Annotated in this window: 10 protein-coding genes; 6 read left to right on the top strand and 4 right to left on the bottom strand. The window is 70.5% G+C overall.

The annotated features are described in order from the left end of the window. Positions 1 to 64: 64 nt before the first annotated feature. From ACEXOR_RS16690 to ACEXOR_RS16705, 4 genes are read right to left on the bottom strand one after another with little or no spacing between them, the layout of a single operon-like run. Positions 65 to 1,051 carry an AAA family ATPase gene (locus ACEXOR_RS16690; protein ID WP_374850864.1) on the bottom strand — a complete coding sequence of 329 codons (987 nt, stop codon included), beginning with the start codon at positions 1,049 to 1,051 and terminating at the stop codon, positions 65 to 67. 48 nt (positions 1,052 to 1,099) lie between these two features. Continuing rightward, positions 1,100 to 2,368 carry a DUF4350 domain-containing protein gene (locus ACEXOR_RS16695; RefSeq protein WP_374850865.1) on the bottom strand — a complete coding sequence of 423 codons (1,269 nt, stop codon included), beginning with the start codon at positions 2,366 to 2,368 and terminating at the stop codon, positions 1,100 to 1,102. Beyond that, a complete protein-coding gene (locus ACEXOR_RS16700) occupies positions 2,365 to 3,042 on the bottom strand; it encodes a DUF4129 domain-containing protein (RefSeq protein ID WP_374850866.1) in 678 nt (225 codons plus the stop codon). Before ACEXOR_RS16700 ends, ACEXOR_RS16695 begins: the two co-directional genes overlap by 4 nt. Then, positions 3,039 to 4,511, bottom strand: coding sequence for a DUF7847 domain-containing protein (locus ACEXOR_RS16705; protein WP_374850867.1), 1,473 nt, complete (start codon positions 4,509 to 4,511; stop codon positions 3,039 to 3,041). The genes ACEXOR_RS16700 and ACEXOR_RS16705 overlap by 4 nt, the downstream gene beginning before the upstream one ends. Positions 4,512 to 4,654: 143 nt before the next feature. Here ACEXOR_RS16705 and mtrA point away from each other — a divergent pair, with 143 nt between their 5' ends. From mtrA to secA, 6 genes are all read left to right on the top strand, one after another. Beyond that, positions 4,655 to 5,332 carry an MtrAB system response regulator MtrA gene (gene mtrA / locus ACEXOR_RS16710; protein WP_374850868.1) on the top strand — a complete coding sequence of 226 codons (678 nt, stop codon included), beginning with the start codon at positions 4,655 to 4,657 and terminating at the stop codon, positions 5,330 to 5,332. Between the two features lie 7 nt (positions 5,333 to 5,339). Continuing rightward, positions 5,340 to 7,043: an MtrAB system histidine kinase MtrB gene (gene mtrB, locus ACEXOR_RS16715; protein ID WP_374850869.1), complete on the top strand. Its 1,704-nt coding sequence runs from the start codon at positions 5,340 to 5,342 to the stop codon at positions 7,041 to 7,043. Between the two features lie 43 nt (positions 7,044 to 7,086). Then, a complete protein-coding gene (locus ACEXOR_RS16720) occupies positions 7,087 to 8,766 on the top strand; it encodes an LpqB family beta-propeller domain-containing protein (RefSeq protein WP_374850870.1) in 1,680 nt (559 codons plus the stop codon). A gap of 211 nt (positions 8,767 to 8,977) precedes the next feature. Continuing rightward, positions 8,978 to 9,667, top strand: a complete 690-nt coding sequence (locus ACEXOR_RS16725; protein ID WP_374850871.1) for a ComF family protein — start codon at positions 8,978 to 8,980, stop codon at positions 9,665 to 9,667. 116 nt (positions 9,668 to 9,783) lie between these two features. Further along, a complete protein-coding gene (gene hpf, locus ACEXOR_RS16730; RefSeq protein ID WP_374850872.1) occupies positions 9,784 to 10,491 on the top strand; it encodes a ribosome hibernation-promoting factor, HPF/YfiA family in 708 nt (235 codons plus the stop codon). A 159-nt stretch (positions 10,492 to 10,650) separates the two neighbouring features. Then, positions 10,651 to 13,572, top strand: a complete 2,922-nt coding sequence (secA, locus tag ACEXOR_RS16735) for a preprotein translocase subunit SecA (RefSeq protein ID WP_374850873.1) — start codon at positions 10,651 to 10,653, stop codon at positions 13,570 to 13,572. Positions 13,573 to 13,665: the final 93 nt, after the last annotated feature.

The following is a 13,665-nucleotide window of genomic DNA, read 5'->3' on the forward strand; positions in this document are numbered from 1 at the left end:
AATCGCCCCTTCACGGCGCCCCAGAGGGCACTTCGGCGCAATTCGACGGTGGATGGAGGCGTCATCAGATGGGCACCCGCACCTGGGTGAGGATGGAGCGGAGGATGGCGTCGACCGACACGCCCTCCAGCTCGGCCTCGGGCCGCAACTGGATGCGGTGACGCAGCACCGGCAGCACCATCGCCTGCACGTGGTCGGGCGTGATGCCGGGGGAGCCGTTCAGCCAGGCCCAGGCCTTCGCGGCGGCCAGCAGCGCGGTGGAGCCTCGGGGCGAGACGCCCAGCTTCACCGAGGGGCTCTGCCGGGTGGCCCGGGCGAGGTCGACGATGTAACCCAGCACGTCGGGCGAGGCCTGGACCCGGGCCACGGCCTGCTGCGCGCGGGTGAGCTCGGCGGCACCGAGCACCGGGGTGACGCCGGCGCCCACGAGGTCGCGCGGGTTGAACCCGTTGGCGTGCCGGGTGAGCACGTTCACCTCCACCTCGCGTTCGGGCAGGTCGAGCACGAGCTTCAGCAGGAAGCGGTCGAGCTGCGCCTCGGGCAGCGTGTAGGTGCCCTCGTACTCGATCGGGTTCTGCGTGGCGGCCACCAGGAACGGGTCGGGCAGGGCGCGGGTGACGCCGTCGGCCGACACCTGGCGCTCCTCCATCGCCTCCAGCAGCGACGACTGCGTCTTCGGAGGCGTGCGGTTGATCTCGTCGGCGAGCAGGATGTTGGTGAACACCGGCCCCTCGCGGAACGAGAACTCGCCGGCCTTGGCGTCGTAGATGAGCGAACCGGTCACGTCGCCCGGCATCAGGTCGGGGGTGAACTGCACGCGCTTGGTGTCCAGGCTCAGCGCCTGGCTGATCGAGCGCACCAGCAGCGTCTTCGCCACGCCGGGAACACCCTCGAGCAGCACATGACCGCGCGCGAGCAGGGCGATGATCATGCCGGTGACGGCGCCGTCCTGACCCACCACGGCCTTGCCCACCTCGGCACGCACCCGGGCGAGCGACTGCCTGAGCTGGTCGTCGCTGGGCGCGGGAGCTGAAAGGTGCTGATCGGTCATCCGTTGTTCCTCACTGTGCGGGGTCTTCGGGGGTCGTGGCGGGCCCGCTCATCGCAGGCTCGTCGCGGCGGCGACCTGCTGCTCGAGCACGAGCAGACGGTCGGAGTAGAGCATGAGTTCGCGCTCGGAGGCGGGCAGCGCGCCCACGAGGATGTCGTGCACCTCGTCGACGGGCCGGCCGGTGGTGTTGGCGACCGAACGGCTCACCTCGGCCACCGGAGCGTAGCGCGGCAGGTTGAGCATGGTGGTGAGCCGCGAGACGGTGCCGATGCGCAGGGCGTCCAGCGCCCGGGCGTGGGCGGCCTGACGGGCGTAGAGGCGGGCTCGGCCCTCCATGGTCTCCGAGGCGCGCACCGTCACGGGCAGGTTCTCCACCACCACCGGGCCGAAGCGCCGGCCACGCCAGACACCCGCGGCGACGGTCACGGCGATCAGCAGCAGGATGACCGGGGTCACCCACCCGGGAGTGAGGTCGCCGAGCGTCGGAGCGGCTCCCTCCAGGTCCTCGTAGCTCGGCAGGTACCAGACGAGCGTCTCGTGGGTGCCGAGCAGTCCCAGCGCGAGGGCGGCGTTGCCCTGGAGCACCACCTCGTCGTTGGTGAGCACGCTGCCCGCGCCGAGCACCGTCACGGTGCCCTGACCGGAGGGCTGCTGGATGAGCGAGTAGGCGTCGTCCACCGAGCCGAAGCAGGTGGTGGCCGAGGAGGCATCGGCCTGGGCGGTGAGGCGGTAGGCGGCGTAGGGCTGCGAGATGGTGCCTGCTCGCTCGGCGGCCGGCAGGGAGCATCCGGCGGTCACCGCTGTCGACTCGGCCGCGGCGCCCGCGTTCGCCACCCCGTCGGTGAGCGCGTCGAGCTCGGTCGACCCCGGCTCCACCAGCACCAGGTCGGCGCCGAGGGAGGTCATCGCGTCGAGCTGCCCGAGCCCGTCGTCGTTCAGGTAACCGAGGGCGTCGAAGAACAGGATGGAGGCGTCGCCGTCGGCCGAGTCCACGGCGGCCCGTGCCTCGTCGAGGTTGGAGGCCTCGACCACGTCGACCCCCTGCTCGCGCAGCACCTCCGCCACCGCGCGGCTGCCCCGAGGCCCGGCGTTGTCGATGGAGTAGGTGCTCGCGTCGGAGACGCCGGAGGCGCCGGAGAACAGCGTGAAGAGCGCCGCGAGGAGGGCCAGCAGACCGGCCACGATCCAGAACAGGCGGCGGCGCAGGGTGGTGCGCACGCGCGGCGTCTCGGCGGTCGCGTCGACGGGGCCGGCGGTTGCGGTAGGCGGGGCGGGCGGGCGGGCGGACGACGGCGCGGCGGGCGTGGGCAGGCTCATCGGATCAGCTCGCTCGGCACACGGTCGAGGGTTGCGGGGCGCTCGTTCTGCAGGCGGCGGTCGAGGGTGACGATGCGTTCGTAGTCGGCGTGCGTGGCAGGCCGGTCGAGGTAACGCACGTCGTCGAAAAGCCCGGCTCCGGCGGCGAGCTCGTCGCGGGCGGGTGGGAAGGCGGTGGCCGCACGGCGGGAGAAGTCCTGGGCTGTGGTGCCGGGTGAGGTGGTGACCACGGTGCGCTCCTCGAGGCCGCGGGCGAGGGCCCGGAACGACTCCTCCACCGCGGTGGTGAAGTCGCCGGCGGCGGCAGCACGGGCGGCCGACGCTCGCAGTTCGGCGGCGGAGCGGGTGTCGTCGGTGCCGAAGAGAGAGCCGATCGGCGCCCGACTGTGACGGTTGATGCGCGGGCGGCCGTACACCAGGAACGCCACGACGATCAGCGCCACCACCACGAGCACCACGATCAGCGGGATCAGCCCGCTGAAGCCGGAGCCGTCCGGCACCCGCAGCGAGGCGAACCAGTCGGCCACGGCCTGCGAGAGTCGGTCGAACCAGGTGGGCTGAGCCGCCTGGTAGGGAGTCTTGCTGAGTTCGCCGATCAGCCAGTCGCGCGCCTCGTCGGCGCCCGGCTCCACCGGCACGTCGGCCACTGCGGCCAGCACGAGCGAGGCGGTCATTTGCGGGGCGCGGTGTCGACGACGTACGGGTCCGGCCAGGCGTCCGAACCCTCCTGGCGCGACTCGACGAAGCGCTGCAGCTCGATGTCCAGACCCTCCTTGCGCATCCGGAGGTCGATGTAGACCACCGCCACCGTCGCCGCCTGAACCACCGAGGTGACGGCACCGAGCAGGAGGGTGAGGGCCAGGAACCCGATGTACAGCGCGATGATGGCCACGACGCCGCTGCCGGTGTTGTTCGGGTCGATCACCGACGCCACGATCGGCAGCAGGAACGAGAACGGTGTCTGGATGATCTGACCCGCCGCCGAGAGGATGACCGAGACCAGCCAGATCACGCCGAGAGTGCGCCAGAAGTTGCCGTTCGTGAGGCTCCACGAGCGGCGCATCGCCTGCACGAGGCCCACCCGCTCGAGCACGATCACGCTCGGCACCAGGGCCAGCTTGGTCGAGACCCAGGCGGCGGGCACCACGAGGGCGAGCGAGAGCAGGATGACCACCACGATGCTCACCGCGAGGCCGGTGCTCCCGCCGAGCACGCCGGCCAGCACCACGATCCCCACCAGCACGGCCACCACGATCAGCACCGCCACGAAGAGCAAGGCGACCCAGCCGGTGAGGGGGAGGGTGCGCTTGAACGCCGCCTTCCAGAGCTCGCCGAGCTTGCGCTTCTCGCCGAGGGTGCCCCGGGCCACCTCGATCACGAGAACCGCCTGCAGCAGGGCCGAGGCGAACAGCGACAGGATGATCGGCACGATCGCCGAGGCGATCACGATGCCGAAGCTCCCGGCCGCGATCGCGTCGGCGTCGGCATCGTCCTGCGCCGCCACGGTGCGGGAGATGGCCCAGAACGTGGCGAGGCCCACGAACACGCCGGTGACCAGCACGATCACCAGCTGGATCAGCAGCCCGGAGCCGAAGGTGGCCTTGGGGTTGCGCCGGAGCACCTGGAACGGAGCGCCGAGCAGGGTGCCGAAGCCGAGCGGCCGCAACGGGATGAGGCCGGGCTTGGGCGGCGGCGCCCACTGGTTCTGGCCCCACGGCGCGGTGGTGCTGCGCGGGGTGGCGTACTGCCAGGCGGGCTGCTGCGCCGGCGGGGCGTACTGACCGTACGGCGTCTGGGGCGGCGTGGGCTGCGGGGGAGCGTACTGACCGTACTGGGGCTGGGGGGCGTACTGCCCGTACTGGGGCTCGGGGGCGTACTGACCGTACTGGGGCTGTGGCGGGGGCGGCGGAGCGTACTGACCGTACTGGGGTTGTGGCGGGGGCGGCGGAGCGTACTGCCCGTACTGCGGCGGCGGAGGCGGCGTGGGCTGCCCGTACTGCGGGGCCACCGGGGCATTCGGGTAGGGCGGCCTCGCCGGCGCGGCCGGCGCATCCGGAACCTGCTCGCCCCGACCGTCACGCCGCGCATCGCGCTCACTGTCGGGCACACCACCGGGCGCGGCCCAGTCGCCTCTGTCGCTCATCGGCACTCCTCGCCTCTCGTGACGACCCGACCCCCGTGCCGACCCACGCTTGCTGCCCCCATGCTTTCACACTCCCTCCGAGAATTCCCGGCAGCACTCGCGCAGCCGCTGACCGCCCGGCCCGCTCGACTACTCTGGTCGCCATGGACCCTCGCATTCTCGTTGTCGACGACGACACGGCTCTTGCGGAGATGATCGGCATCGTTCTGCGCGCGGAGGGCTTCGATCCCGTGTTCTGCGCCGACGGCGGAGAGGCGCTCGCCGCTTTCCGCGACGCCAAGCCCGACCTCGTGCTGCTCGATCTGATGCTGCCCGGAATGGACGGCATCGAGGTGTGCGGGCTCATCCGCGCCGAGTCGGGCACGCCCATCATCATGCTCACCGCCCGCACCGACACCTCCGACGTGGTGAAGGGCCTCGAGTCGGGGGCCGACGACTACGTGGTGAAGCCGTTCAATCCGAAGGAACTGGTGGCGCGCATCCGTACCCGCCTGCGGCCCGCGCCCGAGTCGACGCCCGACACGCTGCAGATCGGCGATCTCACGCTCGACGTGGCCGGCCACGAGGTCAAGCGCGGCGCCGACCGCATCAACCTCACGCCGCTCGAGTTCGACCTGCTGCTCGCCCTGGCGTCGAAGCCGCAGCAGGTGTTCACCCGCGAGATGCTGCTCGAGCAGGTGTGGGGCTACCACTACAAGGCCGACACGAGGCTCGTGAACGTGCACGTGCAGCGCCTGCGCGCCAAGGTCGAGGAAGACCCTGACAACCCCAAGATCGTGATGACCGTGCGCGGGGTCGGTTACCGCGCCGGGTCGTCCTGAACCGGCGATGACCGCATCGGCCGGCGCGCGGCGCGGCCTCGGGGCGTCGCTCGCCAACTGGCGCTCGTGGCCGCGCTCGACCGTGCGGGCCTGGCGGCGGTCGCTGCAGTTCCGCACCGTGGTGATCACGGTGGCCCTGTCGGCGGTGGCGGTGCTCATCACGGGCAGCTACATGGCCATCTCCATCGGCAACGACCTCTTCCAGTCGCGGTTGCAGCAGGTGCTCGTCGAATCGAAGAACGCCGCGTCGGCCGCGCAGACCATCTTCGACTCCTCGGATGCGGGGGGCGAGGCCTCCACCATCTCGCTGCTGTCGTCGGCCAAGTCGGCCATCATCGCCTCGTCGTCGAGCCGGCTGATCGCGCTCTACGCGACTCCGGGCCAGTCCACCGGCGAGACCACGGTGCTCTCCTTCGCCAGCCCCGAGCTCGCCGGCAACGGCGTGATCACCGAGCAGCTGCAGGATGCGGTCGCCGGTGACACCGACGACCAGCAGTACTGGCAGTCGGTGCCCTTGCCCAATCAGGCCGGCGGCACCGACCCGGGCATCGTGGTGGGCTCGCCGCTCACCATCCCGGGAGCCGGCCAGTTCGAGCTGTACATCGGCTACAACCTGGCCGAGGCCGAGCAGACGCTGGTGTTCGTGCAGCAGACCCTGCTGCTGTCGAGCATCGCGTTGGTCGTGCTGATCGGGCTCATCGCGGGCCTGATCGTGCGCCTGGTGGTGAAGCCCATCCGCACGGCGGCCGAGACGAGCGAGCGGCTGGCCGCGGGGCAGCTCGAGGTTCGCCTGCCCGAGCGCGGTCAAGACGTCATCTCCACCCTCGCCCGCTCCTTCAACGGGATGGCCGACAGCATGCAGTCGCAGATCACCCAGCTGGCCGAGCTGTCTCAGGTGCAGCAGCGATTCGTCTCGGATGTCTCGCACGAGCTGCGCACGCCTCTCACCACGATCCGGCTGGCCGGCGACGTGCTCTACGACCAGCGCGGGAGCTTCCCGCCCGCCACCAGCCGCACGGCGGAGCTGCTGCACACCCAGACCGAGCGGTTCGAGGTGCTGCTCGGCGACCTGCTGGAGATCAGCCGCTTCGACGCCGGTTCGGCGTCGCTGGACACCGAGCCCACCAACCTGGTGCGCCTGGCCGAGGACGCCATCGAGCAGATGGAGTCGCTCGCCGACCAGGCGGGCTCACCGCTGCGCCTGGTGGCGCCCGGCGGATATTTCGAGGCCGAGGTCGACGCCCGCCGCATCCGTCGCATCGTGCGCAACCTGCTCGGCAACGCCATCGAGCACGGAGACGGCAAGCCGATCGTGGTGAGCGTCGACAGCGACGAGCGCGCCGTGGCGCTGTCGGTGCGCGACTACGGCAGCGGAATGACCGAGTCCGACGCCGAGCGGGTGTTCGACCGGTTCTGGCGCGCCGATCCTTCGCGCAAGCGCACCATCGGAGGCACCGGCCTCGGCCTCGCCATCTCGCTGGAAGACGCGACGCTGCACGGCGGGGCGCTCGAGGTGTGGTCGCGACCGGGCGCGGGCAGCTGCTTCCGGCTCACCCTGCCGCGGGTGCAGGCCCGGCCCCGCGACTCCGACGAGTCGCCGCTGCCGCTCGTGCCCGCCGACGCCTTCGGCGAGGCGCCCGCCGTCGCCGAGCTGCGCTCACCCACCGGGTCGGTGCCGACGGTGCGGGAGAACGGGGGAGACCGTGGCTGAACGGCATGAGGTACATCGTTCCCGGTCGGCCGGACGGCGCCTGGTGTCGCTCCTGGCGGCCCTGCTCGCCGTCGTGCTGCTGGCCGGGTTGAGCGCCTGCTCCGGCATCCCGCGCTCGGGTTCGGTGCAGCCGGGCGACGCCATCGGAACCGATGACGACATCGACGTGGTGTTCCTGGCCGAGGGGCCGACCGCGGGTGCCACGCAGCAGGCCATCCTGAACGGTTTCATCCAGGCGGCGAAGAGCCCGCAGGACGACTACGCCGTCGCCCGCCAGTACCTCACCGACTCGGCGGCGGCGGGCTGGAAGCCGAACGAGAAGACCCTGGTCGACTCCGGCACCCGGCCCACCAGCCGCGTCGACGACAACACCCTCGAGATGGCGGCGACCCCCGTGGCCCAGGTCGACTCCGACGGCATCTACACCAGCCTGCCGAGCGCCCCCACCTCGCTGAGGTTCGGCTTCCAGCAGGAGGACGGCGAGTGGCGCATCAACCTGCTCGACGACGGCACGGTGGTCGAAGACGTCTTCTTCGACCAGATCTTCAGCTCGTACGCGCTGTACTTCTACGACCCCAGCTTCAGCTTCCTGGTACCCGACCAGCGCTGGTTCGCCACCTCGAGCGCCGTCGGCACCCGTGCGGTGAAGGCGCTGCTGAAGGGACCGGTGCCCTGGCTCGGAAACGGAGCCGTGGTCACCGCCTTCCCGGAGGGCACGAGCACGACTGCCGTGGTGACGGCGTCGGGCCAGACCCAGGTGGAGCTCTCCAGCAATGTGCTCCAGGCCGGCGAGACCGACCTCCGGCGGATGCAGGCGCAGCTGAGGTCGAGCCTGTCGACCCTCGCCTCCGCCTCCTCGGTGGTGATCTCGGTCGATCAGAACATCGTGCCGATCCCGGGCTCCGACTCGGCGGTCGCCGACGCGACACCCCGGGTCAACGCCCTGCCCCTGGTGCTGCGCGACGGCCAGTTCGGGTACGTCAGCGGAAGCGGTGTCACCGCCATCGAGGGCATCAGCGAGGGCGTGCAGTCGCTGCAGCCGCAGTCCGCCGCCTACTCGGCGGAGTCCGGGACGGCCGCCGTGAAGGCGGGCAACGGTGCCGCGGTGGCCGTGCGCAAGACCGCGAACGGAGTGCCGATCGTGCAGCAGGTCGACGCCAGACCCGGGCTGATCGACCCGGCCGTCGACCCCTGGGGCTACGTGTGGTCGGTTCCGGCCGGCGAACCGACGGCCGTGGTGGCGGCAGGTGCCGGCAACGACACCCCGCTCGCCATCCCCACCACGTGGGACGGGGCGACCAGCATCACGAGCTTCGAGGTCTCCCGCGACGGAACCAGAGTGGTGGCGTTCCTGAACGTGGGCGGGGTCGCCAAACTCGTGGTGGCAGCCGTCATCCGCGATCAGGATGGCGCGCCCGAGCGGCTTGGCGAGGCGGTGGAGCTCGCCGCCGGCCCGGGCACGCCCATCGACGCCACCTGGGTGGATCAGTTCTCGGTGGCCTCGGCGACCGCGCTGCCCTCCGGCGAGGTGCGCGTGGTGGCCCAGCAGCTCGGCGGCCGCAGCTCGAACCTGGGGTCGCCGCCGAGTGCGGTGGCGCTCGCCGGGGCCAACGACCTCGACGGCCTGCGGGTGCTGGCGGCCGACGGCAGCATCCTGCAGCAGCGCGGGCGGGCCTGGCAGGCCACCACGACCGGGGTGGCCGAGCTCGGGGTGCAGAACTGACCTCTCGTCCTGCACCGTCGTGGCCACGGGCGGAGTTCTGCACCGTGTTCTCGGGCACGATGCCGGGCGAGGGGGGAACCGGCATCCTCAGGGCATGACCTTCGCTCCGGCCGCCGCGTTCCCTCGATCTCTCCGTCCATCCGCCCCGTCGTCGTCGCCTCCTCGTCCTGGGCTGTCTCTGCCGCCGTCTCCCCGCCGGAGCGCGCGGTGGGTGGGCAGGGCGGTGCTCGAGGCCGCCTCCGTGCTGGCGCCGGTGTGCTGCGCCGGCTGCGGGGTGCCCGATGTCGGTGTCTGCCCGGCCTGCCGCGCCGCTCTCGTGCCCTCAGCGGCCGTGGTGCCGACGGGCGGTTTCGCCGTCGTCACCGCGCTCGACTACGGGGGTGTGACCGCCCGTCTGCTGGGGGCCCTGAAAGAGAAAGGGCGAACGGATGCGGTGGGTCCGCTCGCTCCGTGCCTCGGCGTCGCGCTGGCCGAGTTCGACGGGCTGGCCGAGGGGCCGGGATCGACCTCGGCGGGGCTCGCCCGTCCGATCGTCGTCACGGTGCCCTCGACGCGGGCCGCGGTGCGCCGACGCGGGTTCCGGCCGGTCGACGCCCTGGTGCTCCGCGCCGGCTACGGCCGCCCGGCGACGCGGGCGCTCACGCTCGAACGGGAGGTGGTCGACCAGGCGGGGCTCGGGGTGGCCGAACGGCGACGCAATCTGCACGGCGCTCTGCGCGCATCCGTTCGGCTCGCCGGCCGCCGGGTGGTCGTGGTCGACGACGTGCTCACCACCGGAGCCACACTGATCGAGGCGCACCGGGCCCTCACCGAGGTGGGAGCCGTCGTGGTGGGCGCGGCCTGCCTCGCCTACACGCGGCGGCGGCGGCCGCCGGGAGAACCACAGGCGACTGCGAGGTGACCGGCAGGCAATTGGTCGGTGACTAAACGGTGTGCGCGTACTAGCGTGAGTCGCACAAGGCGCGAACGGTCCCGGCTTGTCGGGTCCGTGCCAACCAATACGGCTAGGAGGTCTCCATGGAAATCAACATCACTGGACGAAACCTAGGGATCACCGATCGATTTCGCGAGTACGCGACGGAGAAGGCGGAGAAGGTCGGCCACCTCGCCGACAAGGCTCTCGCCCTCGAGATCAAGGTGAGCCGACACAACTCGGCGAGCGGGGTCCAGAGTGGCGACGACCGCGTCGAACTCACCCTGATCGGCCCCGGCCCGCTCGTGCGGGCCGAGTGCGCGGCGAGCGACAAGTACGCGGCCTTCGATCTGGCGCTGGCCAAGCTGATGCAGCGGGTGCGCCGGGCGAAAGACCGAAAGAAGGTTCATCGCGGTCAGCACCGGCCGGTCTCGCTGCACGAGGCCGCCACCGGCAACTTCGCCGCGATCGCGCTGGAACCGGCGTCGGCGGAGCTCCTCACCGGGTCGGTTCCGGTGGTGAACGACTCGGCGGCGTCCTCGGCGGCGGAGGAGGTCGAAGACGACTACAGCCCCGTGGTGATCCGCAAGAAGGTCTACGGAGCCGCCCCGATGACGGTCGACGACGCGCTCTACCACATGGAGCTCGTCGGCCACGATTTCTACCTCTTCATCGATGCCGAATCCGGTCGGCCGAGTGTGGTCTATCGCCGCAAGGGCTGGGACTACGGAGTGATCGGTCTCGAGCAGAACGCGGCGGCCTTCGCTGAGCTGTCGTCGGAGACGATCGGCGCCGGAGCCGCCGCCCGGTGACCCGCGAGACGGCCTCGTGACCACGGGCCACGGAGTCCTCCGTCGTCAGGGAGCTCCCGTTTCGCGACGAGCAGATCTGCCGCTGATGCTCAGGTGTGAGCAACTAGTATGGCTATCGCTTGTGCGATCCGCACGAGATCTACTGCAGTAGGAGACTCCGTGGCCTCAGTTCTCGAAAAGGTCCTTCGTGTCGGCGAGGGCCGCACGCTTCGCAGGCTCCAGGCCTATGCGAAGGCCATCAATGCGCTGGAGGAAGACTTCCAGGCGCTCTCCGACGAGGAGCTCAAAGACGAGACTCCGCGCCTGCGCGAACGTTTCCAGGCGGGGGAGAGCCTCGACCACCTCCTGCCCGAGGCCTTCGCCGCGGTGCGCGAGGCGTCCACCCGAACGCTGGGGCTCCGCCACTTCGACGTGCAGCTGATGGGTGGAGCGGCTCTCCACCTCGGCAACATCGCCGAGATGAAGACCGGTGAGGGCAAGACCCTGGTGGCCACCACCGCCGCCTACCTCAACGCCATCGCCGGCAAGGGCGTGCACGTCATCACGGTGAACGACTACCTCGCCGGTTACCAGAGCGAGCTGATGGGCCGCGTGTTCCGCGCCCTCGGGATGACCACCGGCTGCATCCTCGCCGGCCAGACCCCGGCCGAGCGTCGCGTGCAGTACGAGGCCGACATCACGTACGGCACGAACAACGAGTTCGGCTTCGACTACCTGCGCGACAACATGGCGTGGCAGGCCAGCGACATGGTGCAGCGCGGTCACTTCTTCGCGGTGGTCGACGAGGTCGACTCCATCCTCATCGACGAGGCGCGCACGCCGCTGATCATCTCCGGCCCGGCCTCGGGTGAGGCGAACCGCTGGTTCAACGAGTTCGCCGTCATCGCCACCAAGCTGGTTCCCGAGGTCGACTACGAGGTCGACGAGAAGAAGCGCACCGTGGGCGTACTCGAGCCCGGCATCGAGAAGGTCGAGGACTACCTCGGCATCGACAACCTCTACGAGTCGGCCAACACCCCGCTCATCTCCTTCCTGAACAACGCCATCAAGGCCAAGGCCCTGTTCAAGAAAGACAAGGACTACGTGGTGCTGAACGGCGAGGTGCTCATCGTCGACGAGCACACCGGCCGCATCCTGGCCGGGCGTCGCTACAACGAGGGCATCCACCAGGCCATCGAGGCCAAGGAGGGTGTGGCGGTCAAGGCCGAGAACCAGACTCTGGCCACGGTCACCCTGCAGAACTACTTCCGCCTCTACGAGAAGCTCTCGGGCATGACGGGTACGGCCGAGACCGAGGCCGCGGAGTTCATGAGCACCTACAAGCTCGGCGTCGTCTCCATCCCCACCAACAAGCCGATGCAGCGCATCGACCAGGCCGACCTGGTCTACAAGAACGAGCAGTCGAAGTTCGACCAGGTGGTCGAAGACATCGTGCAGCGCCACGAGAAGGGCCAGCCCGTGCTGGTGGGCACCACGAGCGTGGAGAAGAGCGAGTACCTGTCGCGACTGCTCGCCAAGCGCGGGGTGCGTCACGAGGTGCTCAACGCCAAGAACCACGCCCGTGAGGCCGCGATCGTCGCCCAGGCGGGCCGGCTCGGCTCGGTCACCGTGGCCACCAACATGGCCGGCCGTGGAACCGACATCATGCTCGGCGGCAACGCCGAGTTCCTGGCGGTGGCGGAGATGAACGCCCGTGGCCTCAGCCCGGTCGACACACCCGAGGAGTACGAGGCCGCGTGGGACGACGTGTTCGCCTCGGTCAAGGGCGACGTCGACACCGAGGCTCAGAAGGTCATCGAGGCCGGTGGTCTCTACGTGCTCGGCACCGAGCGGCACGAGTCGCGCCGCATCGACAACCAGCTGCGAGGCCGCAGCGGGCGCCAGGGCGACCCGGGCGAGAGCCGCTTCTACCTGTCGTTGACGGATGACCTGATGCGGCTCTTCAACGCCGGCGCGGCCGAGAGCCTGATGGGCCGCAACGGCGTGCCCGACGATCTGGCCATCGAGTCGAAGGTCGTCTCGCGGGCCATCCGCAGCGCACAGTCGCAGGTCGAGGGCCGTAACGCCGAGATCCGCAAGAACGTGCTGAAGTACGACGACGTGCTGAACCGTCAGCGCGAGGCGATCTACAGCGACCGCCGACACATCCTCGAGGGCGACAACCTGCAGGATCGCGCCCAGAAGTTCCTCGAAGACGTCATCGAGGCGGTCATCAACGACCACGCCGCGGCGGGCAGCGGAGACGACTGGGACTTCGACGCGCTCTGGGCCGAGCTGAAGACGCTCTACCCGATCTCCATCACCATCGACGAGGTGGTGGCCGAGGCCGGCAACAAGGGGCGCATCAACCGCGAGTTCGTGCTGCGCGAGGTGCTCTCCGACGCGAAGCTGGCGTACCAGCGCCGCGAGGAGACCCTCGGCGAGTCGGCCATGCGCGAGCTGGAGCGACGCGTGGTGCTCTCGGTGATCGACCGCCGCTGGCGCGACCACCTCTACGAGATGGACTACCTCAAAGACGGCATCGGCTTGCGCGCCATGGCGCAGCGCGACCCGCTCGTGGAGTACCAGCGCGAGGGTTTCGCCCTGTTCCAGTCGATGATGGGCCAGATCCGCGAGGAGACCGTCGGATTCCTCTTCAACCTCGAGGTGGAGGTGAACGCCGCGCCCAGCGAGGTGGGCGCTCCGACCGTCGAGGCGAAGGGGCTCACGCCTCCCGTGGCCCCGGCCGAGAAGCTCAGCTTCTCCGCGCCGAGCGACTCCGGTGGGGTCGAGGTGCGCAACCAGCGCGGTCAGATCGAGCAGGCGGCCACCGCCCGTGCGCAGCAGGCCGAGGAGAAGGCCGTTCCCGTCACGAGTGCGTTCGCCCGCACGGGTGGGGCGCCGACGGCCGGCTCGGGCGCGCAGCCGTCGAAGCAGGGCTCGTCGTCGCAGGGCTCCGGCAAGCAGGGTTCGGGTTCGGGTTCTGCCAAGCAGGGTTCGGCCCAGGGCGGCCAGAAGCAGGGTGGTTCGGCGCAGTCGTCGGGCCAGGGCGGCTCGAACAACCGTGCCCAGCGCCGAGCTCAAGGCAAGAAGAAGGCCTGATCTCCCGCGCCGACATCGGCGTACCGCACCTGTGCCCCGGGCTCTGACGCCCGGGGCACACTGCGCTCCCGGGGCATGAGTCCCGCCCAGCCT

This window comes from Herbiconiux liangxiaofengii (assembly GCF_041927335.1).
GTDB classification, from domain to species: domain Bacteria; phylum Actinomycetota; class Actinomycetes; order Actinomycetales; family Microbacteriaceae; genus Herbiconiux; species Herbiconiux liangxiaofengii.